36 protein-coding genes are annotated in these 25,376 nt (G+C 64.7%); 12 read left to right on the forward strand and 24 right to left on the reverse strand.

Translation table 11 applies throughout. The annotated features are described in order from the left end of the window. Positions 1-263: 263 nt before the first annotated feature. The 7 genes from Hhyl2_RS21990 to Hhyl2_RS22020 are packed head-to-tail and all read left to right on the forward strand — an operon-like array spanning position 264 to position 5,523. Positions 264-503, forward strand: coding sequence for a hypothetical protein (locus Hhyl2_RS21990; RefSeq protein WP_483552928.1), 240 nt, complete (start codon positions 264-266; stop codon positions 501-503). Next, positions 493-1,962: a hypothetical protein gene (locus tag Hhyl2_RS21995; RefSeq protein ID WP_483552929.1), complete on the forward strand. Its 1,470-nt coding sequence runs from the start codon at positions 493-495 to the stop codon at positions 1,960-1,962. Before Hhyl2_RS21990 ends, Hhyl2_RS21995 begins: the two co-directional genes overlap by 11 nt. After that, positions 1,963-2,622 carry a hypothetical protein gene (locus Hhyl2_RS22000; protein WP_483552930.1) on the forward strand — a complete coding sequence of 220 codons (660 nt, stop codon included), beginning with the start codon at positions 1,963-1,965 and terminating at the stop codon, positions 2,620-2,622. Next, positions 2,619-2,921: a hypothetical protein gene (locus tag Hhyl2_RS22005; protein WP_483552931.1), complete on the forward strand. Its 303-nt coding sequence runs from the start codon at positions 2,619-2,621 to the stop codon at positions 2,919-2,921. Before Hhyl2_RS22000 ends, Hhyl2_RS22005 begins: the two co-directional genes overlap by 4 nt. Then, positions 2,922-3,452 (forward strand): hypothetical protein, encoded by a 531-nt coding sequence (locus Hhyl2_RS22010; RefSeq protein ID WP_483552932.1) that lies wholly within the window; start codon positions 2,922-2,924, stop codon positions 3,450-3,452. Continuing rightward, on the forward strand, positions 3,449-3,787 hold the full coding sequence (locus Hhyl2_RS22015; RefSeq protein ID WP_483552933.1) for a hypothetical protein: 339 nt from the start codon (positions 3,449-3,451) through the stop codon (positions 3,785-3,787). The genes Hhyl2_RS22010 and Hhyl2_RS22015 overlap by 4 nt, the downstream gene beginning before the upstream one ends. Then, on the forward strand, positions 3,787-5,523 hold the full coding sequence (locus tag Hhyl2_RS22020) for a hypothetical protein (protein WP_483552934.1): 1,737 nt from the start codon (positions 3,787-3,789) through the stop codon (positions 5,521-5,523). Before Hhyl2_RS22015 ends, Hhyl2_RS22020 begins: the two co-directional genes overlap by 1 nt. Positions 5,524-6,067: 544 nt before the next feature. Here Hhyl2_RS22020 and Hhyl2_RS22025 read toward each other — a convergent pair. The 21 genes from Hhyl2_RS22025 to Hhyl2_RS22125 all read right to left on the reverse strand — a co-directional run bounded on the left by Hhyl2_RS22025 (position 6,068) and on the right by Hhyl2_RS22125 (position 22,051). Beyond that, the gene (locus Hhyl2_RS22025) at positions 6,068-7,924 is read right to left on the reverse strand and encodes a right-handed parallel beta-helix repeat-containing protein (RefSeq protein WP_483552935.1); all 1,857 of its coding nucleotides are present in this window, start codon (positions 7,922-7,924) and stop codon (positions 6,068-6,070) included. Positions 7,925-7,926: 2 nt separating this feature from the next. Beyond that, positions 7,927-8,055 carry a hypothetical protein gene (locus tag Hhyl2_RS22030; protein ID WP_483552936.1) on the reverse strand — a complete coding sequence of 43 codons (129 nt, stop codon included), beginning with the start codon at positions 8,053-8,055 and terminating at the stop codon, positions 7,927-7,929. A 4-nt stretch (positions 8,056-8,059) separates the two neighbouring features. Continuing rightward, positions 8,060-8,365 (reverse strand): hypothetical protein, encoded by a 306-nt coding sequence (locus Hhyl2_RS22035; RefSeq protein WP_483552937.1) that lies wholly within the window; start codon positions 8,363-8,365, stop codon positions 8,060-8,062. Next, entirely contained in the window at positions 8,365-8,568 is a 204-nt protein-coding gene (locus Hhyl2_RS22040; RefSeq protein WP_483552938.1) for a hypothetical protein, read from the reverse strand. The genes Hhyl2_RS22035 and Hhyl2_RS22040 overlap by 1 nt, the downstream gene beginning before the upstream one ends. Beyond that, positions 8,565-10,940: a carboxypeptidase-like regulatory domain-containing protein gene (locus Hhyl2_RS22045; protein ID WP_483552939.1), complete on the reverse strand. Its 2,376-nt coding sequence runs from the start codon at positions 10,938-10,940 to the stop codon at positions 8,565-8,567. The genes Hhyl2_RS22040 and Hhyl2_RS22045 overlap by 4 nt, the downstream gene beginning before the upstream one ends. Positions 10,941-11,049: 109 nt before the next feature. Continuing rightward, the gene (locus Hhyl2_RS22050; RefSeq protein ID WP_483552940.1) at positions 11,050-11,337 is read right to left on the reverse strand and encodes a hypothetical protein; all 288 of its coding nucleotides are present in this window, start codon (positions 11,335-11,337) and stop codon (positions 11,050-11,052) included. Next, on the reverse strand, positions 11,334-11,933 hold the full coding sequence (locus tag Hhyl2_RS22055; RefSeq protein ID WP_483552941.1) for a hypothetical protein: 600 nt from the start codon (positions 11,931-11,933) through the stop codon (positions 11,334-11,336). Before Hhyl2_RS22055 ends, Hhyl2_RS22050 begins: the two co-directional genes overlap by 4 nt. 198 nt (positions 11,934-12,131) lie before the next feature. Then, positions 12,132-13,340 carry a hypothetical protein gene (locus Hhyl2_RS22060; RefSeq protein WP_483552942.1) on the reverse strand — a complete coding sequence of 403 codons (1,209 nt, stop codon included), beginning with the start codon at positions 13,338-13,340 and terminating at the stop codon, positions 12,132-12,134. Between the two features lie 2 nt (positions 13,341-13,342). Next, complete coding sequence (locus Hhyl2_RS22065) at positions 13,343-14,143, reverse strand: hypothetical protein (protein ID WP_483552943.1); 801 nt, start codon at positions 14,141-14,143, stop codon at positions 13,343-13,345. After that, the gene (locus Hhyl2_RS22070; protein WP_483552944.1) at positions 14,136-16,859 is read right to left on the reverse strand and encodes a PKD domain-containing protein; all 2,724 of its coding nucleotides are present in this window, start codon (positions 16,857-16,859) and stop codon (positions 14,136-14,138) included. Before Hhyl2_RS22070 ends, Hhyl2_RS22065 begins: the two co-directional genes overlap by 8 nt. Beyond that, entirely contained in the window at positions 16,859-16,996 is a 138-nt protein-coding gene (locus tag Hhyl2_RS22075; protein ID WP_483552945.1) for a hypothetical protein, read from the reverse strand. The genes Hhyl2_RS22070 and Hhyl2_RS22075 overlap by 1 nt, the downstream gene beginning before the upstream one ends. Beyond that, positions 16,996-17,379, reverse strand: coding sequence for a hypothetical protein (locus tag Hhyl2_RS22080; RefSeq protein ID WP_483552946.1), 384 nt, complete (start codon positions 17,377-17,379; stop codon positions 16,996-16,998). The genes Hhyl2_RS22075 and Hhyl2_RS22080 overlap by 1 nt, the downstream gene beginning before the upstream one ends. Continuing rightward, entirely contained in the window at positions 17,379-17,723 is a 345-nt protein-coding gene (locus Hhyl2_RS22085) for a hypothetical protein (RefSeq protein WP_483552947.1), read from the reverse strand. The genes Hhyl2_RS22080 and Hhyl2_RS22085 overlap by 1 nt, the downstream gene beginning before the upstream one ends. Continuing rightward, positions 17,720-18,517, reverse strand: coding sequence for a hypothetical protein (locus tag Hhyl2_RS22090; protein ID WP_483552948.1), 798 nt, complete (start codon positions 18,515-18,517; stop codon positions 17,720-17,722). Before Hhyl2_RS22090 ends, Hhyl2_RS22085 begins: the two co-directional genes overlap by 4 nt. Next, on the reverse strand, positions 18,514-18,828 hold the full coding sequence (locus Hhyl2_RS22095; RefSeq protein ID WP_483552949.1) for a hypothetical protein: 315 nt from the start codon (positions 18,826-18,828) through the stop codon (positions 18,514-18,516). Before Hhyl2_RS22095 ends, Hhyl2_RS22090 begins: the two co-directional genes overlap by 4 nt. Further along, the gene (locus Hhyl2_RS22100; protein WP_483552950.1) at positions 18,825-19,412 is read right to left on the reverse strand and encodes a hypothetical protein; all 588 of its coding nucleotides are present in this window, start codon (positions 19,410-19,412) and stop codon (positions 18,825-18,827) included. Before Hhyl2_RS22100 ends, Hhyl2_RS22095 begins: the two co-directional genes overlap by 4 nt. Continuing rightward, positions 19,409-19,744, reverse strand: coding sequence for a hypothetical protein (locus tag Hhyl2_RS22105; protein WP_483552951.1), 336 nt, complete (start codon positions 19,742-19,744; stop codon positions 19,409-19,411). Before Hhyl2_RS22105 ends, Hhyl2_RS22100 begins: the two co-directional genes overlap by 4 nt. Before the next feature lie 62 nt (positions 19,745-19,806). Further along, positions 19,807-20,232, reverse strand: a complete 426-nt coding sequence (locus Hhyl2_RS22110) for a hypothetical protein (protein ID WP_483552952.1) — start codon at positions 20,230-20,232, stop codon at positions 19,807-19,809. Positions 20,233-20,238: 6 nt separating this feature from the next. Next, positions 20,239-21,726 carry a hypothetical protein gene (locus tag Hhyl2_RS22115; RefSeq protein WP_483552953.1) on the reverse strand — a complete coding sequence of 496 codons (1,488 nt, stop codon included), beginning with the start codon at positions 21,724-21,726 and terminating at the stop codon, positions 20,239-20,241. Next, positions 21,723-21,875 carry a hypothetical protein gene (locus Hhyl2_RS22120; protein WP_483552954.1) on the reverse strand — a complete coding sequence of 51 codons (153 nt, stop codon included), beginning with the start codon at positions 21,873-21,875 and terminating at the stop codon, positions 21,723-21,725. Before Hhyl2_RS22120 ends, Hhyl2_RS22115 begins: the two co-directional genes overlap by 4 nt. Next, complete coding sequence (locus Hhyl2_RS22125; protein WP_483552955.1) at positions 21,872-22,051, reverse strand: hypothetical protein; 180 nt, start codon at positions 22,049-22,051, stop codon at positions 21,872-21,874. The genes Hhyl2_RS22120 and Hhyl2_RS22125 overlap by 4 nt, the downstream gene beginning before the upstream one ends. Positions 22,052-22,218: 167 nt before the next feature. Between Hhyl2_RS22125 and Hhyl2_RS22130 the strand changes: the two genes are divergently transcribed. Genes Hhyl2_RS22130 through Hhyl2_RS22145 form a run of 4 tightly spaced genes read left to right on the forward strand, consistent with a single transcriptional unit; the run spans position 22,219 to position 23,375 of the window. Then, the gene (locus Hhyl2_RS22130) at positions 22,219-22,470 is read left to right on the forward strand and encodes a DUF8053 family protein (protein ID WP_483552956.1); all 252 of its coding nucleotides are present in this window, start codon (positions 22,219-22,221) and stop codon (positions 22,468-22,470) included. A 4-nt stretch (positions 22,471-22,474) separates the two neighbouring features. Continuing rightward, on the forward strand, positions 22,475-22,885 hold the full coding sequence (locus tag Hhyl2_RS22135; protein WP_483552957.1) for a hypothetical protein: 411 nt from the start codon (positions 22,475-22,477) through the stop codon (positions 22,883-22,885). After that, on the forward strand, positions 22,882-23,157 hold the full coding sequence (locus Hhyl2_RS22140) for a hypothetical protein (protein ID WP_483552958.1): 276 nt from the start codon (positions 22,882-22,884) through the stop codon (positions 23,155-23,157). The genes Hhyl2_RS22135 and Hhyl2_RS22140 overlap by 4 nt, the downstream gene beginning before the upstream one ends. Beyond that, positions 23,157-23,375 (forward strand): hypothetical protein, encoded by a 219-nt coding sequence (locus Hhyl2_RS22145; protein ID WP_483552959.1) that lies wholly within the window; start codon positions 23,157-23,159, stop codon positions 23,373-23,375. Before Hhyl2_RS22140 ends, Hhyl2_RS22145 begins: the two co-directional genes overlap by 1 nt. 34 nt (positions 23,376-23,409) lie before the next feature. On the opposite strand, the gene Hhyl2_RS22150 is transcribed toward Hhyl2_RS22145, so the two are convergent. Genes Hhyl2_RS22150 through Hhyl2_RS22160 form a run of 3 tightly spaced genes read right to left on the reverse strand, consistent with a single transcriptional unit; the run spans position 23,410 to position 24,555 of the window. Further along, the gene (locus Hhyl2_RS22150; RefSeq protein ID WP_483552960.1) at positions 23,410-23,784 is read right to left on the reverse strand and encodes a homing endonuclease associated repeat-containing protein; all 375 of its coding nucleotides are present in this window, start codon (positions 23,782-23,784) and stop codon (positions 23,410-23,412) included. Continuing rightward, positions 23,781-23,954 (reverse strand): helix-turn-helix domain-containing protein, encoded by a 174-nt coding sequence (locus Hhyl2_RS22155; RefSeq protein ID WP_483552961.1) that lies wholly within the window; start codon positions 23,952-23,954, stop codon positions 23,781-23,783. Before Hhyl2_RS22155 ends, Hhyl2_RS22150 begins: the two co-directional genes overlap by 4 nt. 1 nt (position 23,955) lies before the next feature. After that, the gene (locus Hhyl2_RS22160) at positions 23,956-24,555 is read right to left on the reverse strand and encodes a hypothetical protein (RefSeq protein ID WP_483552962.1); all 600 of its coding nucleotides are present in this window, start codon (positions 24,553-24,555) and stop codon (positions 23,956-23,958) included. Between the two features lie 212 nt (positions 24,556-24,767). On the opposite strand from Hhyl2_RS22160, the gene Hhyl2_RS22165 reads away from it, so the two are divergent. After that, on the forward strand, positions 24,768-25,364 hold the full coding sequence (locus Hhyl2_RS22165; protein WP_483552963.1) for a site-specific integrase: 597 nt from the start codon (positions 24,768-24,770) through the stop codon (positions 25,362-25,364). Positions 25,365-25,376 lie beyond the last annotated feature (12 nt).

Genomic DNA, 25,376 nt, shown 5'->3' on the forward strand with positions numbered 1-25,376 from the left:
CCCGGCGAGTCCACTTCTCTTATCCGTCGTTTCCGGGGATACGCAGTCGCCGCTATCCGACGCCTCGCGGCTGCTGTCGACCGATACTCGACAGAGGCCACTCCCTCGGAAAAGAGAGTTAATCACGACTCGGCAGGTGCCCCTCGCCGTCGGGCGAGGGAACCTGTCGACATCTCGATAACCGGCCCGATTTGTGAGTTCTGTGGCTGTCGGTTCGAGCCAGGCCAGCGCTGCCCAGCGCTGGACGACGGGAGGTGTGAGGCGTGACGATCGACCTGGCCGAACTCCGGCGCCGACAGCAGAACGTCAAACCCACGAAAGACTGCGAGTTCCGCTGTCCCGAGTGTCGCGCCCCCGTCACGCAGTCGCCGACTCGTGACCTCGAATACGGCCACTACGGCGGCTGTTCGCGCCGGCCCGACGAACTCCCGTCGCCCGATAAGTCCATCCGCTCGTCTCGGCTGGCCGACCCTGACCAGGAGGTGTTGCCGGATGCCGCGTGAGGAGGTCGCCATCATCGGCGAGTGTGTCGAGTGCGACGGGCGGATGATCGAGACCGCGGCCTTCACGACCGACAGCGAGCGCCGCGCGACGCTGTTCTGTGCCGACTGCCAGCGTCACGTCGACGTGACCCACGACCTGGCTCCCGGTGGCCTTGCGGCCGCCGATCCCGACGGCGTTCGTGACCTCTCGGTCGAGTCCGTCGCGTGGGTGGACTGCCCCAACTGCCGTGGCTCGGGCGAGGTCCTGGGCTGTATCGACGATATCTGTCACGCCAAGGGCGTGTGCATCCACGACGGGAACGACCGCTGTCCCGACTGTGACGGGACTGGGGCACGGCCGCGGGTCGTGGCGACCGACGGCGGCACGATCGACTACGAGCACGTCGTCGAGGTCCCCGATCGCGAGACCCAGATCCCGATCGAGTGTCCGGGCTGTGGTGAGACGTTCACCGAGCTACTGAGTCCGCAGATCGGCGGGTCGAGTTGTCCCGACTGCAACGACATGATCGAGTACGTTCGCCCGAGCGAGCGTCGTGATCGCGGCGACGACAGCGAGGATGAGACCGAACAGACGACGCTGATTCCCGACGGCGGCGTTCGCGAGACCCACATCGGCGAGTCTGGCCTGTTCGTCCCGACGGACCTGCGGGAGTTCGAGGGGCAGATCGTGTTCCGGACGCCGCGGAGCACGATTCAGCACTTCGGGTCGACGGACCTGGACGCCTACTACGGGATGATCGACGCCGGCGACTTCGGTGATCCCGACGAGTTCCGCGACCCGAAGAACCCTGACCTGGCGCCTGATCGGCTGACGATCAAGCCCGCGGGTGAGTCCCCTGTTGAGTTCGTCGTCGAGACCGAGCCGGATGTCCGTTGTGACGGCGGGACCGAACAGGCCGACGGCTTCGATATCGACGACTCACGGACGCTCATGCACCGGATCTACGTCGACAATTCCGACGGTGTTGCCGAGACCGTCGCCGACGTGCCGGTGTGTCCGACGTGTCTCCGCGCGTTTGACCCGGGAAAGTACGGCCCGGTCGTCTGTGAGGACTGCTGGCAGGAAGACTTGAAGGCCAGCGGGCAGGGTGGGAAACGATATACCACTGAAACCGGCGAGAAGAAACACTATACGCCGCTGTGTCCCCATCTCCGCGGGTCGAAGTACTGGATGACCAGCGACGAGAGTTGTGTCTACGGTGGCCTCGGTCCCTGCGAGACCTGCGGGCCTGGTGATCGTGGGCAGCGTCTGGTCACTGATGGCGGCACGATCGAGGTCGCCGTCCCCAGGGCGGACTCGAACGGCGAGTGCTATCACGCGAAGGGTGGCCCCTGCGGGAGCCACCTCCTGCGGAACGTCGAGACGACGGTCGGTGACCTCCGGGAAGCCGGGCTGTATCCCTGCTCGAACTGCGTCGCGGATCATGGTCTGCCGGCGCCCGAGGGGGGTGAGCGGTAGATGCAGGTCGTCGATCGCTCCGATATCATCGTCGGTCGCCCGATCGGGCGCGACACGCTTCGTGCCACGGAGCAGGGCTATCTCGTCACCTGTACGAACCTGCGGTGTGAGTGGCAGGGGCTGTTCCCTGAGGCCGACCTCGCCGCCAGTGCCTGCGAACGCCACTACGACCACGAACTCCGGTCTGGTCAGTACCACCGCGGGGATCGGACCTACACGGTCGTCGAACTGGTGGACGACGAAACCGCCTGCACGCTGGACGAGTCGAGACTCGGCCTCAGTGTCGAGGAAAACCGATACGGCACCGCTGACGGCAGTGTCCGAAAAGCGGAGTTCCCGCGCACCACCCAGGACGTGCCAGCGCTCGTCGAGCGTGGCGACCAGATCATCGTTCCATGCGACCGGGAACAGAAGGTCCGCGACGTCAGCGAGACTCGATCGCTGGGCCTGCCGACCTGGTCGGTGAACTACTGTGACGTCGACGACGATCTGCTGTCGGGTCGGCTCCCGCCACGTGGCCAACGCGAACTCATCGCCCAGGACGGCGCGGTGTACTGTTCGTATGGCCCCGATCCACTCGGCGCTCCGGCGTTCGAGGTGATCGGCGAGACAGACCACCAGGCCGATTTCTCCGAGTTCGACGGAGGTGCGTCGGCGTGACGATCGCGACCGGCCCCCAGCGCAAGACCCGACAGCGTCGCGAGGAACGCGCCGACGCCACGCTCGCCCTGCCGTTTAACGAGCGTGTCGAGGTCGACTGTCCGGCCTGTGGCGAGGCCTTCGAGGCCAACATCCTGACGTCGAAGCCACGCCAGTACACGCCCTCGTTCGGCCGCTGTACGAACCACGAGTGTGACGCGTTCCTGAAGTTCTCCTGGGACGGGTCGACGCCAGACGAGTTCGAGGATGACGACGATGAACAGGCATCGCTGGCGGCGTTCGCGGGAGGTGAGGCGTAGATGCCCTCGACCACCCAGGCCGGCGACCGCGACGAGCGGCTCCGCTGTCCGAAGACTCGCGAACGCATCGGCGAGGACCCTGCCCGGTGGCTCGATCGGGAGCTCATCACCGACGCCGATCGGCGGCGAATCGTCCTCACACTCATCGACAGCATGGACTCCATCGAGCGAGTCCGTGCCTGGCGAGCGTGTGAACTCAGGCTGGCGAACCCGCAGGACGACGACAATCCTCGGAACCCGCTGGACGAACCACGGGCGAAGATCATGCAGCACCTCGACCAGCGCGAGGAGTTCCTCGAACTGGAGGGCGAACGGCCCGACCGGTTGCTACTCGGCCCACGCCGTCCGTGTGACTGCTGTGACGCCGAGTCGGGGGTGACGGCCGCCGACCTCCGAGAGCGCGACGAGCGCGACGCCGGGCGGCTCGTCGAGGGGTACAGTCCCGACGGCGTCGATACCGACGAGACCAGCGCACAGACAGAGGAGGCGACGCTTGGCGCGTTCGCGACCGACGGGGGTGAGCCCGAGTGACGATCACGCCCGACCAGGAGCCGGCGGCGACGCAGTTGTCGGTCCTGGCGCCGGACCTGCTGCCCTACGACGACACGGCGCTGTGTCCGATCTGCGGCCAGCGTGTCGACGATATCGGTACCCCTGCGGTTCCTGTGGAACTGCTGGCCGACCCGGCGGCCGTCGACGGCGACCAGGCTCCGGTCTACGCCTACGTGTGTAGCAGACACAGAGGCCGTGACGTTGTCCTGCCCCTGCCGATGGCACTGGCGCCGGACGTGGCGGTCGGGCTCTCGGCCCGCGTCGACGGCCAGACCTGTCCGGTCGCCGTTCCCGAGCCGGAGGTGCATCGCTGATGGCGAGCGTCCCGACCGAGGCCGGCACGATCACGACGCCCGGCCCGGACCTGCGGACGATCGAGGACGCTGGCGAGGGTGCGGCCGGCGACTGGGAGACGCTGGACTACCCCGATCCGACCGACCACGGCCACGGCCTCGAATCGGTCGTGAACGACCTCGACGACGGTGAGGACTTCGCGTACCGACGGCTGTTCCACGGCTGGCGCGAGCACGTCGGCGACGCCGAGGATGAACCGCACGTCCTCGTCGAGGATGTTCACGAGCGGTTCGACTGGTTGCACGACGAGTTTCCTGCGCATCTGGTGCTCTCCTCGAAGCCCTGGAAGGTCGGTACCGACGCCGACGGGCGCGAGATTACCGGCTCGCGGCGATACGAGTACTCGATCCAGGTGATGCGCTACGACGCCGAAAGCAGGACGCTCGCGGCGAATCACGACGGATCACTGCGGGCGCCCGTCAGTTTCCAGACCTGGGTCCAGCCACAGAACGAGGATCTGGTCTACAAGAGCGGCGACCCGCTGATTTGCCAGCACGGCCAGGGAACGAAATTCAGGAGTCAGACCACCTACGCAGGCTCCGCGGAGACGATCGCCCGGACGATCCAGGTCGTCAACGCCGCGATGGACGCGCTCGACCAGGACCGACCGGACTGGAGTCAGATGAACCGCGAGTCCTGGCGTGTCTGGAAAGGCGAGGTCCACCACCGGATCGACGAGAGTCTGATGGACGTTGTCGCGAACAAGCTCCGCAGTGCTCGCACGCTTGTCGAGTTTGGCGGCGACGGTGACGCCAGCGGTGGTGGGCAGTATGCTGGCGGCCAGCACGTCGAGGAGCGTGTCGTCAGCGACATGTGGGACCGAATCGGGTTCGCCGGCTACGCCGCTCGCGACGGCTACAACCTCGGGCTGAAGGTCTACCGTGTCGGTGGGAACCCGGCCGATGAGCGGCTCAAGCATCCGAAGCTGGAAGCGTTCTTCAGCGGGACCGACGGCGGGACGACCCTCCCGCACGCCGACGAGTGGATGGCACTCCGGGCGACGCTCCGGCAGATGGCCTCGACGATGGCCATCCGCTCGGGCGTCGCGCTGGCTGATTTGCGCGAGGATGACTACTACCAGCCCCTCGATCGGGAGCGCGTCGACGTGATCGTGCCGAAGGGCTGGCGCCAGGCGATGGCCGAAGCGAACGAAGAGCGGGAGCGACGCATCCTCAAGACCACCTACGAGTCGCTGTCCCAGGCCCGCTGGGACGTGCTGTGGACGGTCGCGACGACGTCGGGTTGTTCGTACGATACGCTCGTCGAGTACACAGGCTACAGCAGAGACTACGTGCGGGAAATCGTTCGCGAACTCGAAGACCAGGACGTGCTGCATCGGACGACCTATCCCCGCGTCGTCGTCTACCACAACGAGGAACTGAGACTGAACGCGATCGAGCGGTTGCAAGAGGTGCATCCCGACCGTGGCCTCGACGACATTCGTTCTGACGCCGACAAGCGCCGCCAGGAGCGGCGTGCGGAGCGCGAGGCCGACGACGATGGTAGTGACGGCGACGAGTCTGGGACCGACGAGAGCGACGACGAGCCAGCCAGCGACGACGGCCACGGCTGGATGCTCGTCGAGAACCTCGACTACAGCCCTGCCGACGTGTATCGGTACCTGGAGCGCGGCGATATCGAACCCGACGCAGTGAAGATCGACGTCGATCGCCACGACTGGCTGATACTCCGGTAGCACGGGCCGAGAGGCCCACGTGCGTGCCGGATCGGTAGCGACAGCGCTGTTCTGAGGTGTCGTTTCTCGCCGTTCGTTTCACCCTTCTTAGGTAAGTCTGCTGTCTGTTTTTCGTTTCGTATGTTTCACTGGCGGATACATTGGAGGCGTCGTCGATCGCCGCCAGTTCTGAGCCAGTTCCTCGCTCAGGTTGTCGGCCCGGTTCCGGCTGTAACCGTCGTCTCTCACGCCCTCAGCGGTGCGTAGCGGTCTCGGGCCGGTGTCGGGGGTCCCCACATACCCCTACGGTAGTTGCCCCTAAGGGGCCAGTCCAATTGCGCGGCTCGCATAGCGCTCGCCGCGCTCCCGCAGTCGGTTGGTCGGCCGGTTTTGGCTTTGACCGAAGGTAGACAGTTTGTACGGCAGGATACCGGCACTGGGGCAATCGGGACGATCGTTCCCCGAGTGGCCTTACGGTAAGTGATTTGTTTCAGAAAACCCTCGTCGAATCAGCCGCTCAATCCGCAGTCAGCAGGCGATGCTCAATGCGACTCGCTAATTGAGATTAGTCGGTGGAGTTCACACGAACGTGGGTAGTTGGATTGACGGTCGATCCAGAGTTGTCCACAAATGAGATCGTCGCCGAATCGTAATCTCCGTTTCCGTCAGTGCCATATGAGACGCTCGGAATTGCCTCCGACTCAGTCGTTATATCCAAGATTGGTTTCGATGTGTACGATTTGTCGAAGTTGACAACCACGCTTCCAGAACTTGGCGAAAGCCCTGTATGCACGTCAAACGCAGGTTTCAGTGCGTTAATAACCGAGCTTGGTCCAAAGCTACCACTGAGATTATTCACGTCTGCATTTCCTCGGATGTTGATGTTATCCCAAACGTTGTTATCAGCATTTGATGGGTTGACGTGGATCCCTCGAAGTTGTGTTTGCGTTCCCTGATCGTCGTATGCACGAATGTTCGTAAAGACGTAATCCGTAACACTTGTCCCGGATGCCAGAGGCTTGATAGAGATTCCGGCTCTATCGGTTTGTCCAAGACCTGTGTCTTGTCCGTTGTTTTTGTACGTCCCAGACACTTTCCCGTTGGAATTCGAATTTACATCCTCGAAGACATACAGACCTGCTCTCTTACAATTTTGTACGTGAGTCTCTTTAGATATAGTCACATCGTCGATATCACCATCAGACGGGCGAAGAGCAATTCCATCACGAAGGTATCCGTTTCCGTTAATCGCTGCCGAAATGTTGACGTTCGAACACCGTCCAAGAATTTGAATTCCATGAGGAGTCTCAGCAGTCGTCGCAAAGATGTCCACGTTGATGTCGATGTCTTCGCAATCAATCTCAGCAGGGATTTGAAGAGCTTTGTCAGCGCCGTCAACTCGAATCGTCGTGTTTGAAATGTCAAGTTCTTTAAGAGGAACTCGGTTGCCAGTCACTGGCGGTTGACCAATCAAGATACCAATTTTTCCCGACCCGCCAGAGACCTTGATTTCGCAGTCCTCAACAGTGTGACCCAGTGATGGGTTACCGTTGTGTCCGGAATAGAAATGAATTCCTTTGTCGTTACCAGAGAAAGAACAACCCACGTAACTCACATTTTCACACGCTTGCTCTCCGTCGTGTCCTTTGACAGTCGCACCGATTCGGTTGTTGTGAAAACTTGAGTCGCGGATGGTGCAATTTCTCGCACCGTCCTCGATCTCGATACCCTGGTCGTCGCAGTTCGTGCCTTTGATATTTAGGAACAAATGCCCCCCTTCGTCTGGGTCTCGAACGTCGAAGAATTGATTCGACACCGTAAATCCATCGTCGCCACAGTTGTCCGCCGTGGAATCTTTCACAAGCATCGGCCCTTGCGTCAACTTAGCGCAGTAACCGAATCTCGTCCAATCCTTGAAGTGACAGTCCACCACTCTCCAGTTTGCACAATTAACAGGTCTGATTCCGACGGACCCTTTTAGCGTCTGTGGGTCACCTGTTGGGTCGTTTGCGAAAATTGTATTATTCGCTCGGTTCCCGTCGAACGTTATCCCTTGAATGTGAACGTTGGTAGTGACAGACCCAGAGCCGTCTTCTGCACTTCGAATTAAGTCATCATCGACGTTGTCACCGAGTTTGAACGTCACGTCTCCCACGCCAATCAGTTGCACATCAGACGGGAAAGAATGCAGCAAGTCACCACCTTGGAACACATATGGAGAACCTGTGCCGTGAACGACGTACCGAGTGCCACCACCGTTTTCGTCGAATGCTGCTCGAACATCGGTGGCGTTGCCTGATGAAATGTGAACTGTGCTGTTTATTTTCTCTGTATCTAGCGATCCGACGTGTTGCTCCTCGACGTGCTGCTCGGGGATCGGATTCTCCTCGCTGCCGCGCTGTCCGTGTGCCCAGTTTGCCATGATTAGTTCCCTCCTGTGTATTCGACGAAGCCCTGGCCGACGACGTAGGCGACCGCCGGCTCCTCTGCCGGAGCTTCGAGTTCATCGATCGACTGTGCGACGCGGATGCCGTTCTGGATTCTGGATGCCATGTGTTTACTCCGTATCGTAGATGAACCAGCCGCTCCCGATCACGTAGGCCAGCGCTGGTTCCTCGCCGGCCGTCGGGGTCGATAGTTCGTCAAGACTCGTTGCCACTTGGAACGCTGTGACCTCGCCGCTGGGCGCTCGCACGGGATCGCTGCCGCCGCCCCCGCCACCACCGCCGACCAGGCCGTCGACGGAGTCGTCGGACTCGGCGAGGCGCGTCCAGCCCGCATAGCCGACGGCGGTGCCCGCCGACGCGAGGACGGCACGGCGTGTCCAGCCGCTGTCGTCATCGTCGTTGCCCAGCAGCCCCATCAGGCGAGCACCTCCATGAGGTCGCTGACGGATACGTCACTGGCAGCGAGCCAGATTCCAAAGGCGACGCTCGCCAGAAACACCAGTGCCGACTCAGTCGTCAGCGCGCCCGCTGTGGCGCTCCGCAGGCGCTGGGACCACAGCAGGAGGCCGCCGACCAGGCCGATACCCGCGACGGCAGTCGTGGGCAGACCGGCGATCACGGCGCACCTCCCACGGAGCCACCGGGACCGCCGCCCTGGTAGCGCCGATAGAGTGCCAGGCCGATGGCGCCGAGTGCGGGCACGCCGACCAGGAGCGGTGAGGCGCCCGCTCCAGCACCGTCGCCGATGAGCGGCCCGCCGCCACCGCCGCCGACGGCGTTCGAGCCGTTCGACGGCGTCGGCGTCGTGACATTCCAGGTTGGGTCGTCCTCGGTCGGCAGCGGTTGACAGTCCTGTGTGCCGTTGGCGACCGTGCCGCCACTGCTGTTGGTGGCCTTGAACTGGACCTGGGCTACGTCACACACGCTACCGTTCTCGGGCGGTGTCGCCGTCGGCAGCGGCGTCGCATCCAGACCAGGCGTCGGCGTCGGGTCGCCCGGATCGTCCACGAAGTCCTGCACGCCGACACAAGATTTCCAGAGCCCGATCGGCTCGACGAACGTCTTGCTGATGTAGGACTCACGGCCATATGCCGTTATCGTGAGGTCGATCTGCGTCGTTTCGTAGTCAGGGTCCCAGAACTCGACCATGAGTCCAGGGTCGCCAGTTCCCGGCAGTTCGCATTTGCGAGTAACCCAGTAGTCATAGTCCTCGGTCCCGTTGGTCGGCGTCGGCGTGACAGTCGCGTTCGGCGTCGTCACGTTGGCCGCCGTCGGCGTCGGGGCCGGCGTGATCGGCGTCGGGGTGACGAACCCGCCGTCGCCTGGCGTCGGCGTTGGGTCCGGTGCCGGCGTATCTTCGGGCGGGAAGATCGGGCCGATGATCGGGTCCGACGGTGTGGGCGTTGGCTGGGGCGTGATCGGGTCGGCCGTCGGCGTGGGTTCCGGCGTGATGTAGCCGCCTTGGGTCGGCGTCGGTCCAGTCGCCGTCGGCGTCGACCCTGCCGTCGGTGTCGGCGTCGGCTGGGTCTGGTTCGTGATGTACTTCGAGGGACCGGTCGGCGTGATCTGGATCACGTCGGGCGTGTTCTGTGTGTACTGCCAGCCACGCCAGGACAGTGACGAGCCCGGCGCTTGCACGGCGACGCGGTACTTCGAGCCGAGTTTGAGATTCGTGGTCACTTCCTCATCGGCGCCGAAGGTCGTACTGGAGACTGTCGTGTAGGTGTAGGGCGGTCGCAGGCTCGACCGTTTCTCGACGACGAGTTTCGTCTGGCCGGCCGGGAACAAGCCGCGCTGCGTCTGGTCGTCCAGCACGAACTTCGTCTGGTCGGACTGGGGCATCGTGATATCGAGCGTGGTCGCGCCGGAGACGGTCGTCGAGGCGCTGGCGGTCTTGTAGCCACTTTTCGAGACCGTGACCGTGGCGTCGGTGCCGTCGGTGACTGTGACCGAGTAGTCACCGCCTGCGTCGGTCGTGGTCGTGGCGATCGTGGCGCCGGTCCCGTTGGTGACCGTTACATCGGCGGCACCGACGACATTGCCCGAGCCGTCGGTGACGGTGCCGTTGAGTGTATATACACCGGGTTTGGAGGCTGCCCCACCACCGAGCGCCCACGAGTCGAGATAGCTCGTCGACCCGGCGTTCGTCGAGTAGCTGAAGAAGTCGATTTCCGAAGGTGAATCGGCGAACGAGCGCGTGCCCTGGTAAAGTGTAGTCGATTGATCCAGGTTGATGATTTCCAAATCGTAGGTTTGGGTGCCGTAATCGATGTTATCCATCTGGAACTGGACCGTTTCGGATTTTGGGAGGGTGACAGCGTCACCGTTGGCAAAGTGAATCGCTTTGTCAGACCGTATTTCAGCGTCCATAACGTGCCCGCTCGGCCCCATGACATTCACTGGCGCTGTGTTCGTATCATCCTCGAAGTCTGTGATGTGCAGTGTCCACGACATTTCGGTATAGGTGTCGGCCGAGGGTTGGAAGTTCCCAGTTTGGTGGTTGATTTTCAGTACGTAGCTTCCGTTCCCTTGCCCAGTGTTCGAGACGACGGTTCCGCCGCCGAAGCCCTGGTCTGTCCCGTCCTCGAAATCGTGGAATACCGTCGCGTCAGACGGTGCAGCCTGCGTTAGAGTGGTCTGTCCCAGTGAACCGATGCCAGCCAGAACAGCCGACAGTGTCAGCATGACGACCAGGCACGGGACGACGTACTGAGACGGTTCCGATAGGTGTGGCTGGTAGTCGTATGCCTTCTCCAGCAGTGGCTGGACTCGCCGAACCGTCGCCGGCCCGAGCACGATCACCACCGACGCGACGGCGACGACAGCCATCGCCACCGCCATCTCGTCGTAGATGGGCCACTTGGGACTATGCCACCACATGATCGAGCCCAGCGTGGCCGCCGTCGTGATCCAGGCCCAGAGCCGTTGCTTGAGCCTGCTATCGCTCAGGCTGTCGATACCGCTGCCGAGTCGGTCCAATAGGTCGTCCATGCTCATGCATACCTCCGCCTGTCGCGCCCACAGGCCGGGCAGAATCGACACTCGTCATCGGCCGCCGCACAGCGCTGACACGAGACCAGTGCCGTCGCGTCTGTCTTGCTCACAGTGCCACCTCCGCGATCGCGGTCGCCACGTCGACGAGCGCGCCGAGCACGTCCGTCAGCGTCGTCAGCGACACATCGATCGTGACGCCCGGGATCAGCCCCAGGAACGCCGCGAACAGGAGCACGCCGATCGCGCCGGCGACCTTGGCGGCGAACCCGATCGTGCCCAGGAAGGCCATGATCGAGCGGCCGTGATACAGCGCGACCAGGCCCGACGCGAACACGGCGATCGAACCGGGCAGGCCGATCGCTCGCAGGGCGTCGCCGATCACGAGGACAGTCACTGGTCATCACCGTCCTCGACCTGCCCACGGACCACGATCCGGCGCGTCGTGTCGCCCGAGCCCAGCAGCCGCCACAGGAGTAGGATGGTCCCGACGGCGACGATCGGGCCGACGTTCGAGTTTACGATCGTCCCGATGACCGGCTCGCCCAGTGCCGACAGGCCGATCACGACCGTGGCGGCGCCGACCAGGGCGAACAGACGAAACGAGTACTGGCCCAGGGCCTGGAGGATCAGGTACGTCGCGACGAGTTCCAGGGCGATCACGAGTTGGAGCCCAGTGCCCTCCGGCAGTGCGAACGCCCCCGAGAGGATCAGGACCAGCAGGGTCGTGACGCCACCCAGCAGGAGGATCGGCGTCGACGTGAGGAACGTCAGTGTCGACCCGATGAGGCCGCTGTCGCCGCTGGCGCCGCCCGACGAGTCCAGTGAGCCACCGAGTGATGGGAGCCAGCCGAGCACGTCGATGCCGGTCCAGGTATCGACGGCGGCGAGTGCGAGCGCGGCCACGACGGCCAGGAGGACGAGCCCGCCCGCGCTCCCGGTCGTACTCGCGGCCTCGCCCGTGGGCGTCGCGAACTGCGCGGCCACGTTCATGCACGCACCTCCGGGCGGCCGCGCACAGTCCCCGCGGCTGGCCGGGCGCGCATTATCCATGCGCCAGTGCGTACACGGACTGAACCGGCCCCCCTGGGGGCCTCGCTCTGCATAGCATCGCGCCCGCGCGTAGATTCTCGGCTGAGCGACAAGTCGGCGCGACCGGGGTCGCGATCGATATCGAAAGTCGATCCGGATTCAAGCACTGGCTTCACCTCCAGTGTCGTCCTCGAACTCACGCTTGGCGTCGGGGCTGGCACTGATCGAGAGCCAGCGGTCGGCGTTCGCTCCCGAGCAGGAGATATCGCCCCAGCCGAAGAACGACCAGCGCTGTTTCGTGTAACACAGCGCCTCGCCGATCGACGCGCCGGACATGAGGTCGGCCTCCATCGGGATATCGCCCTTGAACCCGACTGGATGGGTCGCCCGTGAGCCCGCGATCGGGTTCGAGCGACCGTCGGGCATCACCACGCGCCACTTGAACTCGCGGCGCAGCTCGCTGTGTAGGTTCTGCTCGTGGTGGACGAACATGAACAGCGAGAGGAACCGCTTGCGCGAGGTCGCCCACACGCCACGGAGCATATCGATGAGGTCGTACAACGGCCGACCATCCTCGTTGCGAGCGTGCTCGGGGAACAGGTCGCCGGCCTCGTCGCAGACCCACGATGTCCACTCGAACGGGCCGTGTTCGGCGCGGGCGACCAGGAACGGCGCCCACCAGTCCGTCAGTGGCGTGGGTGTGTCGTCCTCGTCGGCCAGGTGTTCAGGCGTGAACGGCAGGCCGCCCGCGAACTGCCCGCGGTCGGTTTCCTTGGTGACCGCATGGCAGTCCCGGAACAGCGGGTCGGGATAGACGACGTTGAACGTCCCACCGGAGCGGTCGCCTAACTCCCGTAGCAGGTCGTAGATGCCATCATAGCGGTACACGTCTCGAACTACGTCGTCGAGAGCGGCAGTCTCGCCGCTACCCATCGCGAGGTCGGCGTGGTCGTCCATCCACGTCGCCTCGATCTCGACCTCCGACGGGAGATACAGCGTCGTCCAGGGCGCGAAGGCCAGCCAGCCCGAGCCGCCCTTTCGGCCCCGCCAGATCACGCGCTCGTCGTTCTCGTCCATCAGCCGGGCCGAAAGATTCAGCGCGAACGTGGTCTTCCCGCAGTCCCGATCGCCCCGGAACAGCCCGTCGGTCCCGCCCGTCGAGAGGGTTCGGTCGGGTGTCTTCTCGTGGATGACCATATCCGGGTAGGCGATGGCCTTCGGGTGGTGGTCGGTGAACGAGTCGACGTCGAGCTTGGGGATCGAGAACCGGCGCCGAATCTCGTCGGCATCGGTGTGCCAGTCGGCGGGTGCGCTGTCTTCGCCGACCGCCTGGACGGTCTGCTCGCCCCAGGTGGTTGTCTGACTCATCGTTACCCCCTCGGAACGTGGCGCTCACTGCGTGACGCGGTCGCTCGCTCGCCGGCCCGGAGTCGGTCGGTCCGGGCCGCGAACGCGGGCAACAGGATGGTTGCCGCGAAGCGATCACGCCAGTGATGCGCGGTGTGTGTCTCTGTCTGTAGCATTTCGAGTGCGTGTCTGTCGGTCGCGATGGCGGTGGTTATCGAGCGGTCCAGTAGGCCGTCGAACTCCGCGACGGCCGGCAACGAATGGGTCCAGCGGGTGATGGCCTCCCGATCCTCGAAGCCGTCCCACAGGCTCGCCAGGACGCGCGCCTGCTCGGTGTCGAGCCGGGAGAACGCCGGTCGCATCGCCACGTGCTCCTGGTCGGCTGGGTCGATCGACTGGTAGTCCTCGCCGCTGTCCTCCGAATCTGCCAGCCACTCCTGGGCGCGGCCTTCGAGGTCGCGGTAGGCACGGTCACAGGCGTCGATCGAGCGTTCGAGCACGCGCTGGCGGAGATGGGCGTCGTCGTCCTCGTCCCCCGTCAGCGCGGCCAGCAGGCGCTCGTCACGAACGATCTGGTTGGCCGGAAACTCCTGCTGGAGATGGCCGAACGTCCGGACACACGCCGCCTGCCACCAGTTGATGACCTCGCGACGGTGGCCGAACCCATCGGAGAGGGCGTACACTGGTGGCGTGCGGTCCTGGTCGCCGTGGAACAGGACGGCGCGCTGGTCGCGCTGGAGGACGTCGACGGCGACGCGAGGATGCGCCGCGTCAGGCTTGTCGACCGACGTCTCGGCCGCTGCCTGCTGGCCCTGGCTACTCATCGTCGTCGTCCCCCTGGTCGTCAGCGGCCGGATGGCGCCGAGTGTCGCTGTGGCCGTTGGTCTGTGCGCGGTCGGAGAGCGGGTCGTCGTCGGTGTCGCGACCGCGCTCGACGCCGGGCATCTCCTCTTTCGCGATCGTCATGGTCAGCGTCTCGTCACGGTCCTGTTCGAGGTCACGAGCGTCCTGGGCCGTCGAGGCGCGTTCTTTGTGGACTTCTTTCCAAGCTTCGCGGAGTCCTTTGGCGTCGGCGTGGGCTGGCCCGAGTTTCGAGAGGGTCGCCCTGGCCGGTCGGTAGTGGATCGGCGCCGGCTCGAACTCGGCATAGCCGTCGTTGGCCGTGGCAGCCATCGCGACGAACCCGACACCAGCGCCCACGAGTGCGGCCGTCGTGCCGGCGCCGAACAGCCAGCCGCCCGTGACGAAGCCAGCGACGCCGCCGATCGCCGTCGCCGCGAGGAGTCGCGTATTCAGTTTCGTCAGGATGCGCTCGACCTGGCCGACCTCGTCGTCGAACTCGACGTCGTCCCGCAGTAGCTCGGGCTCGAACGTCCAGTGGGCCGGTGTCCAGTCGAGTGGGTCGTCGGCGTCGGGATCGGTGAGGAACACGTGGTCGTCCGGCCCCTGGCGAACCTCGATGTCAGTCTTGAGGTCCGCGTCGTCGATGGTCGCCGGATCGGCGAACAGCCGGGCCAGGAACGGCCGGATGCCGGACTTGATGAGTCCGAGTCGGCCGTCGTCCCGACGCACCGTCTGGATGCGGGCCTTGTCCCGATACAGGTGGTTCCGGACGTTCTCGCCCATCGTGTCGACGGTGTCGCCCAGCTCGTCGCGGACGAACTCGTCGGTGCGCTTGCGCGGCCCCATCGATTCGAGCATGGCGATGAAGCCGACGGCGACGATGATCCCCCCGAACACCTGCGGCAGTCGTGTGATGATCTGGGCCGTCTGGAAGTAGGCCATCGTCGCCAGGACGAACCCGGCGATACCGACGACCATCGCCCACCACATCGCACCCTTATCGGGGCCACGAGCGGTGCGCTGGATGATCGACCGAGCGCCGACCGTGCCGGCGAGCAGTCCGGGAACGGCGATGATGAGGATGTTCTGGGCCGCCCAGACCCACAGGTCACCCTGCGAGTTGACCGTCGTCCCGGCGGCGGACTGACTCGACTGGTGGCCAAACCGCCAGCGAGCGCCGTCGATGGGCTGGCCGCCGTCGGCAAGCCACATCGTGGCCTGGAACTTCTGGTCGAAGTGACTCGGGAGCGTGACGTTCGCCGTCGAGTAGCCCGTTCCGAGTGAGACGTCGTAGACGCGTTCGGACTGGTTGCCGGCGACGGTGACCGTCCGGGTGCCGTTCTCGGTCTGGATCTGCTGGTCGACCGGCCGCCAGAACACGACGTGGAGCTGCACGTCGCGGTCCTCGATCGATCGGCCGAAGCGCGTCGAGTACAACTGAATGTCGTCGGTGTGCAGTGTCGTGCCGGGTTCGAGGTACTGTCGCTGGTCGCTCAGTGGCTTTGCCGGCTCGTAGCGGACCGCCAGCGCCCCGGTCGACCCGAGGACGCGAACTGATTGCGGTGCGGAGGCCGGCTGCCGACCGCCCTGGCGGAGTTCGTCGATCGAGTACGAGCCTGACGCCTGTGCGCCCGTGTTCGAGTTGGAACCCCCGGATGCGGGGGTGGGTGTCGGCGTCGGGGTCGGCGTCGAGTCACTGCTGGCCGCTCCGCCGGCCGGTACGGGTGTCGCGGTGACCGTCTCGGTCGGTGTCGCCGTCGCCGTCGGCGTGGCGGTCTGGGTCGCCGTCGCTGTCACCGTCGGCGTCGGGTCGAGGACGTCGATTTCGGTCTCGGTGGTGTCCGTGTTCCCGTCGTCATCGGTGACGGTCAGTGCGACATCGTGTTCGCCTGCGTCGTCGAACTGAGCCACGGTGGCCGTCCCGAAGTCCTCGATGCCGCCGTCGTCGTCAAGGTCCCACGCGTAGCGGACGATCCGGCCGTCGGCATCGAGCGAGTCCGAGCCGTCGAGTTCGATCGGCTCGTCGATGCTGACCTCGTTGTCGTGGACGTCGATCCACGCGTTCGGGCCAGTGTCACGGTCGGGTCGGGGCGCCGGCTCTGGCGTTGGCGTGGGCGTAGTCGTCGCGGTCGGGGTTGGGGTCGCGGTCGCCGTCGGCACTGGCGTCGACGTCGGCGTTGGCTCCCGAGTGGGCGTCGGCGTCGGGTCCGGCACCGGCGTCGGTGTCGGCTCCGGCTCCGCCCGGGTAGGGGTAGGTGTTGGCGTTGGACTCGGGGTCGCCGTCGGCGTCGGTGTCGGCGTCGAGGTCCGGTAGACGAACGTCTCCGTGGCCGTCGCAACGTTGCCGTCGCTGTCGGTCAGCGTCAGCGTGATCGTGTTCGTTCCGGACTGGACCGTCGACGGTGGCAGGCCGATCGTGACGGTTGCGCCACTCGTGGTGACGGTCTCGCCGGCCACGATCGGTTGGCTATTGACCGTGGCCTCGACGGTGACCGTCTCGTTGGGGAACTGCGGATCGTCGACGGTCGCCGTGATTCCGCCGTAGTCGACCGCGTTGGCGAGGTCCGTGTACGTGCCCGTCGGCCGGACAATGTTCGCCGACGGGTCGGCGTTGTCGGCGGCAACGGCCATCGACCCCGCGGGGATCGACAGGCTCAGTGCCAGCACGGCCAGGACGGCGATGCGACCCCGGTCCATCAGGCGATCCCCTCCGCTGCTGTGACGAGGTCGTTGATGATGGAGCCAGTCGCCTCGGGGGCGACCAGGGCCGCGGCGACTGCGACGAGTGCGATGCCGAGGATGACGGCCGCCGTCGAGTCGATCTGGACGAACATCAGACGACCCTCCCGATGGCCTCCTTTGCTTCCTCCGCGAGGGCAGCCAGCGTCGGCCAGGCTCCTTTGTACCTATCGAAGGTCTTGATGCCGCCGATGTGGGCGTACTCGCCGCCGAAGCCGTCCATGAGGTCGTGCAGTTCGGCGACCAGTTCCTCAGGGTCGGTCGCCTTCGCGTTGACCATCACGTAGTTGTGCCCTGCGTCCTGGATGCGGGCCTGTGCGAGTACTGGGTTCCCTGGTGGGCCGTCGGCGACGTTCCAGGTCGAGAGGTCCGCGGCGTACTCGATCGAGAACTCACCGTCGGCCGAGTAGATCCGGAACCGTGCCGTGTCGTGGCGGTGGTGGCCCTGGGTCCGCCGGATTGCGGTTTCGGGCTGCATTATGACGGCGCCTCCATGTCCTCGCGTTTCTCCATCGCGGCGTGGAACACGACGCCGCCGGCCAGGAGTGCGGCCAGGGCCGGCGTCTCCATCGGCGCCGGCCACGTGACGAACGCGATGAACGCGGCGATGCCCGCCGAGACATACGACCCGCTGACCAGGAGCGAATACGATCCGAGCCCCGACGAACCGAACTTCCGGACGCTGGGGTCCGTATCGCTCTGGACCCGTCGGTACAGCGTCCAGGCCCAGTACAGGCCCGCGGCGATGGCGATCGGTGCGGCGAACTGGTTGATGAACTGTGCGACGAGTTTCAGCAGTTGTGACGCTGGTGCTTGCATCATTGTTCTCTCACCGCCCAGGCCGCGGCCGTGAGGCCGACCGCGATGACGAGGAAGGCGATCGGTGGCAGACTCCCCAGCCAGGACGCGATCGGCTGGACGCCGGGGATGCCGGCGATGATCGACGGCAGTGGCCCGCCGCCGGTCAGGTAGCCCAGGATGCCGGTCACGAGGTTCGTCGCGACGAGCGGCGCGTCGGCCACAAAGTCGCCTGCGATGGCGGCGACCTCGCCGCCCTCGCGTGCGATGAGGGCCACCCCGGCCAGGCCGAAGGTGACCAGCAGGCGGCCGATCGTCACGTAGTCGTCGACGAGTTTCGTGACGACGCCCGTGGTCTCGCCCCGTCCGGAGCCGAACATGGCCGTCGCGACACTGCTGGCGTCGCGTTTCTGGGTCCGGATTTTGACCGCCCAGTAGACCAGGACAGCCGCGATCGACAGGACGACGAACTGGATGGCGTCGACGGCGCCGGGCTGGAGGCCCAGGGCCGTGAACACTGGTCGGAACGCCGCCTTGACGACTGCTGGCAGGACGAACTGGTAGGCCGCGACCAGAATCGCTACCAGCGTGATGAGGAACGGAATCGACAGTTCCGATTCGCTCCTGACGACGACAAACATCAGCGTCACCGTGATGGCCAGGACGACCGCGGTCTGGATGCGCGAGAGGCCGAACAGGCCGCCGATGCCAGCCCCGCCCGCGGCGAGTGCCGCGGCCGCGGCGAGGAACGGGATGAGGCCCTCGACGGCGCCGACCAGGTTGTCTCGGAGCGTGGTCGTCCCTTCCGAGGCGCTCACTGGTCGCCACCTCCGTTGAGTCGCCTACGGAATCCCATGACGACCACCTTGATTTTCGAGGCCAGGAACAGCGCGCCCGTGATGAGCGCGGCCACCTGGAGATGTTTTGCCGGCAGCCAGGCGACCTGCGGCGCGAACGTGCCCGCGGCCACGCTGGTGATCGTGAACAGCGTGCCCGACTGTGACACCAAGACACCGAACGCCGCGTCGACGAACGGAACCTGGGTCAGTTGGGCGAGTGTTCCCAGCACGGCCGCGAACAGGCTGAACGGGTGTGTTGCGAACTCGCGGAGTGAATCGATGCCTCTCATCGGATGAAGTTTCTGAGTGCATTGATTGGTGCCATGACAATTCTGACGAGACCGGAGAGCTGGATGAACGGCACGTCGATCACCTGGATGAGGCTCCAGAGTGCGAACAGCACGGCAGTGACCTCGGCGGCGACCAGTAGCGAGACGACCGCGGGCGCGGCGATACCGGTCTGGGCGGCGATCTGGCCGACCGTGGTGTTGAACTGGTTGATTACCCCCAGGAAGGCCGCGCCAGGGCCGCTCAGTGCGTTGACGATCGTCGTCGCCAGCCACAGCGGGACGTCGATGATGCCGAGTTGGCCGGTCGGGCCGACCTGGCCGTCGCTGCCGAAGAACAGGACGATGACGCCGCGGACGAGTGTCTCGCCGACGGCGAACACGGCGTTGAACGTCGGGTTGATGAAGTTCGTGACGACGTAGCCGACGACCAGGCCAAGGATCGTTCGCCTGGGGTCGGACAGCAGTCGCTTGGCCGTCGACCCGATGTTGATGACCTCGATCGGGACGATCGAGTAGACGGCGTTGCGGGCGACGGTTCGTACCGAGTTGATCGACAGGCCGCCGCTACTCCCGGACTGGCTCATAGGACCACCTCGCTGACGACGTACAGCGTGAGCGCCAGCGCGATCGCACCGAGGACGAACCCGAAGATGCCGGTCCCCTGGATCATCTGGATCGCGGCGTTGTTCGCGATCCGGAACGCGTCCGCCGGGAACACCGCGTCGATGAGGTCGACCAGGAACGACGTCGCGCCGCCGTAGTAGGTCCCGATCACGTCGCTGAAGACGTTGACGAACCCGACGACGCCCGTCTGGACGGCCAGGACGAATCCGCTGACGATGGCCATCAGAAGGCCGGCCAGGTCGAGCCGGACGTTGGTCCCGCGGACCTGAACGAAATCCTCACCGTCGACCATGCTGCCCTCCAGTCTCGCCAGTAGCCCGCGCCCGACTCGTGTGAGTGGGCACGGCGATCATCTTACCCGTCCTCCTCCTCGTCGACGCCGACGAACGGCAGGTCGGTGAACGTGAACGGGATCGTGTCGCTGGTCGGGCCGAGCGACAGCGCGAACGAGACGATGACCAGGACCAGCATGACGGCACCAGTCCCGAACGCGAAGGTGAACAGGCCGATCGCCCACTGCTGGCCCGGCGCGATGGACTGGGCGGTCGTGGTCGCGGCCTGCTGGATGATCCTGGCCGCGCCGCCGACCAGTGCCGTGACGACGTTCGCCGAGTTGATGCCCAGCGCGTCCAGGGGTTTCGTCACCAGGCCGACGAGCGCCTGGACGAAGTTGATGCCCGAGATGTAGATGGCGAGGAACGTCCCGCCGATTCCCGAGGCGATCACGTCACCGATCGGGCGACCGCGAGCACGGGCAATCAGTTGTGATGCCGATGGCATGAGGAATCAGCTCCTGACCTTCCGCAGTCCGAGGAAGCCGAGGATGCCGCCGAACAGGCTCCCGAGCCAGCCGCCGATGCCGCCGCCACCGGAGCCGCCAGCGAACAGGCCGCCTCCGCCGCCAGCGCTGGACTCGGCGGAGGTCATGGCGTCGAACTCCTCGCTCGTGACGACGTAGTCGTAGTGCAGGACGACGCCCTGGCCGGGCGAGATGCCGGTCGCCAGTTGGACCTCGCTATCCAGCGAGGAGAACTGGCTGGTGGCATCGCTCAGCGTGGCGTTCGTCATGTTCGTCGAGTCGCCGACGCTGGTGGCGTACTCGACGGACTGGTAGCGCGTGCTGGGAACCTCGACCTCGGCGATGAGTTCCGTGTTCGCATACGAGAGGTCGTAGGCTTCGGGGAGGATGATCCGGCGGTAGTCGTTGACCCGCTTGTCGTAGTTCGCGAACGCGTCAGCGTCGGAGTAGTTGACGTGGACCCGCGGAGGCTCCTCGCTGGTCGGCTGCATCGACGACCAGAACTGCATCGGGACGGTGAGGTCGTGGATCGTGGTGCCCTCGAAGGCCGGCCCGAGCGTCCCAAGACTGGTGCGGGACTCGTCGCCGGGCATCGTGACGTTCTCGACCTGCATGGTCTCGTTGTCGCCGTCGCCGTCGGTGTCTTCGCGACGTTCACCGAGGTCCCACTGACCGAGTTTCTCGCCGTTCAGGCCGGCGAGGTCGATATCGGCGTTGCCGTCGATGACGGCGACCTCGACGGACTGAATCTCCTGCATGGTGCCGTCGCCGGTCCCCTGGACGGCCATGTCGCCGACCTGCTCCTGGTAAACGAACCCTTCGCCAGTCTGGTTGGCGGTGGTGTTGTCCCAGGACGCCATCTTGCCAGAGCGCCCGTCGATCAGTGTGCGGACGTAGTCGCCGTCGCTGTCTTTGAACCGGATTTCCGCGTAGGCACCCGTGTCCAGCGTGTCGACGTCGGCGACGAGCTGGAGGTGGCGCTTCTGGACGTCGCTCGTCAGCGAGACGCTGTCGAACGTCGCCAGGTAGGTGTCGCTGCTGGTCTGGCCGGAGGTCGCTACTTCGAGGCCCTCGACGTCGGGCGCGGTCGTGACGTTCGAGATGGTCCCGCTGCCGGCCGATCCGGAGGCGTCGGCAGTCCACCAGCGCGCGTTCGCCCACGTGTCGACGGTGTCGTTCGAGCGCGGGAAGTCGCTGTAGGCGTTGGCCTGGACGTCGGAGAAGGTGAACGACACCGGGTTGACGTGGCTGTCGTTCATCGTCGCCGGGAGCATCGCCGAGGTTCCGTCGTTGGCCTCGTACTCGCGGAGGTCGTCGTCACCGACGGTGTGTTCGGCCTTGGTGACGTCGGCCTCGATGTAGGGGTTGTGTGCTGCGGATGCGTTGGGGTTGATCTGTGCGGCGGCCACTGGCCCGACCGCGACGGTCGAGACCAGCAGGAGCGATACGAGCAGTGCTGAAAGCTGTCGTTTCATGAGTTCTGAGGAAGTGTCTGGGAAACGGTGCGCGTCTCGTGGTCCGCGAGCGCCTCGTGGGCGTCGCGGATCTGGGCGACGCGGTCGGCCGCGTCGGGATCGTCAGTCCGACACTGCGCGTCACAGTCCCGGCAGGTCCAGCCGATCACGCCGGTCCTCCTGCCAGTCCGAGATGGTCCAGGTCGCGGCTCGCGCCAGCCGATTCGGCCCGGTCTCGGGCGCGGCGTCGCGCGTCGATGTTTCTGTAGTCGGTGCGCCAGGTCTCTGGCGTGGGTTCGACCACGCCATCCGGCGGTTCTCGATTGCCGGCGTCGGTGGGTTGCATACCTATCGTGTCCCCCCGCGAACCGCTCGCGGGTTGGGCGCGGTATGCCAGGATTCCGGCTTAAGAGGTCGTCTGAGGACCACTTTGTTGCACTATCGTGGCCACGTCGTGGACATAAAGTGGACTCGTCGGGGCCATTTATTATCCGGTAGTTGTCTTGTTTCGATATGCAGACCTTACAGAACCGGAGCGGGAGTGGCGCCGTGACGATTCCGAAACCACAACTCGAACGGGACGACCTCGTTGACGAGAATGGGAATCCGAAAGACGTGCATCTCGTCGTCGAGCGGCTGGGCGAGCGCTGTTACTGTGTGCGGATCTGTGACGGGTCGGTGCCGGACCTGGAGGACTCGGACGTGATTCAGCGGATCGCTGCCGAACAGGCACTGAACGAGGGGTTCGGGGATCAGGGGGAGTGAGAGGATGGGTGACCGATACCCCTACGATAGAACCGGACTCAAACAGGCGTTCGAAGCGGCACTGAACCCGTACGCGGCGGTTGACTGTGTTTCGGTCGACTTTCTGGGTGACCACGGACCGTTCACAATCGAGTATGGCAACTTCGAGGACGAGGAAGTTCACAACGTCTGTGCGTTCGGGAGCGAGGTGACCAGTAGTCACTTCGAGTCGTCGAGCAAGCCAGTCGTCGATCGTGGTGAGGAATACATCGTCTTTGAGTCGCGTGCCGGCATCTCGGATTTAGCAATGGACGAGATGCTGACTATCGCCTCGCACGAAAACGCCGACGTAGTGGGATTTGAAACCCGGAACATCGAGAACCTGCCGGACTGGTTAAACAAGTCGTGGATGCCATGGAACTGGGGGAAGGTATGACTGGGTTGGACTTGGACACCTTGCTCTTGCACGAACAGTACGAGTCCGACGGGAGTCTGGTCGTCTTCGAGTGTGACCAGTGTGGGTACGTCAGCCTGTCGCTGGGTTCACTGCATGGCCACATCGAGGGGCACGAGAGTTTCCTGGCACACTTCGCGCGTCTCCTGCCACTGGTTGGGCCGGACTACGTCGAGCCGCTGATGGACCGGACGACTGTGCTCCGGGTCGAGTCGGTCGAGGCGATCGCACTGGAGGACGTGGACGACTGGTGATGATCGACTGGCTCAAGAGCGGGCTGGCCGTCGTCGTCACGATCGTGATGCTCCTGTGGGCTGTGACCCATGCCTGTGGCCGTGCTGCCTGTGTCCGATATCCCTGGGCGCGTGCGCTGCCGGGGCTGGCGGTTGTCGAGTTCTTGGTGGTCGTCCTGGTCGCGGTGGCGCTCGCCGCGGTTGCGGTCGACTCGGTTCGGTCGTGGATTGGGGTGTGATTTCTCGTCGGCTTGCCCGCCAGTATCGGCGGTGTCAGTTGTCCGTGGTCCGCGCGACTGCCTCAGTCGCATTGTCCCACGACCCTAGCCGCCGGACGACGGTCTCGTGAGATGGCTGGTCGTCGTCACGCAGATACTCGTATCGAGCCCGGCCCAGCCGGCCAGCAGTATCATCCCGGTCGGCGACATCTGCGACGGCCGCGATGATCTCCTCGTCGCTGTAGGTCTTCCCACTGGCCATCGTCGCAAGACCGGCTTGGCGTTTCGCTTCGTCCCACCCGACGACGCGTTTGATGGTCCCCGACGACGGGATGAGTCCGAGGTCGTCGTACTCTGCTTGGGTGGGACTGTGGCCGAGTCGCTCGGCGGCGTGCTCCAGGGCCGCGATACAGGCCTCTTCACTCGTCATTGCTGTGCGCGACGGACGTTCCGCGAGACGGTCGACCGGTCGCGGCCAGTCATCTTGGCCCACTCGGCAGCGGATTTGCCACAGACCTCAACGGCGTAGTAGTCGACACCGCGGGCAGCCGAAGAGTCAGAGATGAGGCCAGCCAGTTGGGTCAGATCAGCGTCGTCCATCTTAGTTGTCCTCCACGACCCAGCCGCCGACGCCCTTCGGCGTCGCAAGCGTCGCGACGACCTCGACGTTCTCAAGGACTGGTTCGCCGTCGGCGCCGGTGCCGACCTGGTCGCCAGTGACGAGATAGGTCTGGCGATGCATGAGCGCGAAGACCGTCTGGAGCATCGTGCCAGCGAGGTAGTACGCTTCGTCGATACCTTCGGGCGCGTCCTCGTCGGTGGTATCGCGCTCGCAAGCGTAGACGGAGACGCCGTCTTCGAGCACGTCGTTGCGGTTGTCGTAGGAGCGCCCGTCTTCCGGCAGGTTGCCAAAGCGGATGTAAAGGTCTGCGTCGTCGACATCCGACGGATCGGCGTCGGCTATCTCTTCTCGCTCGTAGCTGTCGGCGCCCTCGGAGTCAGTGGTGCGGCCTCCCTGGGAGACGATCTCGATGATGCCGTGGTCGATCGAGTTCTGGACCTCCTCGATGCTAAAGGTCTCCGTGTAGTCGCCGTCGACATCCCAGGTGATCGTGTCGCCGTCGCGGTCGGTGACGATCAGTTCTTCACCGTGTTCGGTTTCGAGCTCGGCGCCGGGGCGGAGGTCGGTAGCGGACATCATCTTTCTCTATGTGGTACATTGTACCCCATTGTAATAAGTGTTGTGGTACACTGTGCAACATCGTGGAGATTAGTTTTGACACACCTGTCAAACCAGACCGAGTGTACCGACTTCTCATACAAGTCGTAACAGAATCCTCGATTTGGGTCCGGTCTGGGTGGTGATCGGGGCCGTCCCGAACGCTCTTAGTTACGGAAACTCAACAAACTGGTATGCGTATCGAGGCCACTGCGGGGAGCGAGCACAAGGTCTGGTTGACCGATCCGGAAATCGAGGAGTTGCGACGGGCGGCGACGAGTCAGCGTGACGACCTGCTGATTCAGTTGGGTGCGTTCGTCGGGTTGCGCGCGTTCGAGATGCCACAGGTGCGGCCCGTCGACGTGAAGGACAGTGAGAGTGGGCAGTATCGGCTTCGGGTGCGTCGTGGGAAGGACACGAGTGGCGGTGACGGGAAGCCACGGGACGCGTACCTGCCCGATCGCGTCGAGCGCTCGCTTCAGCAGTACCAGAACGCCGAGAACATCGCGCCGCGGGACCCCTATATCGATGTGTCGCAAGCTGGCGTGCGGGCCGCGGTGAAACGCATCGCCGAGCGGGCCGCCGAAGCGACCGGGAACGACGATTTCGAGAAGGTGTCGACGCACGACCTCCGGCGGCGGTTTGCCCAGCGTTTGTTGGTCGACCAGGGAATGAACCCGCGGGTCGTCATGGCCGTCGGCGGGTGGGACAGTTTCGCCGCGATCGAGCCGTATCTGAACGCGCCGACCGAGTCGGTGATCGACGAGGCGTTTGCCGACGTGGAGTTGTGACTGGTCGGCGTC

It is taken from the genome of Haloarcula sp. H-hyl2, from assembly GCF_056934385.1.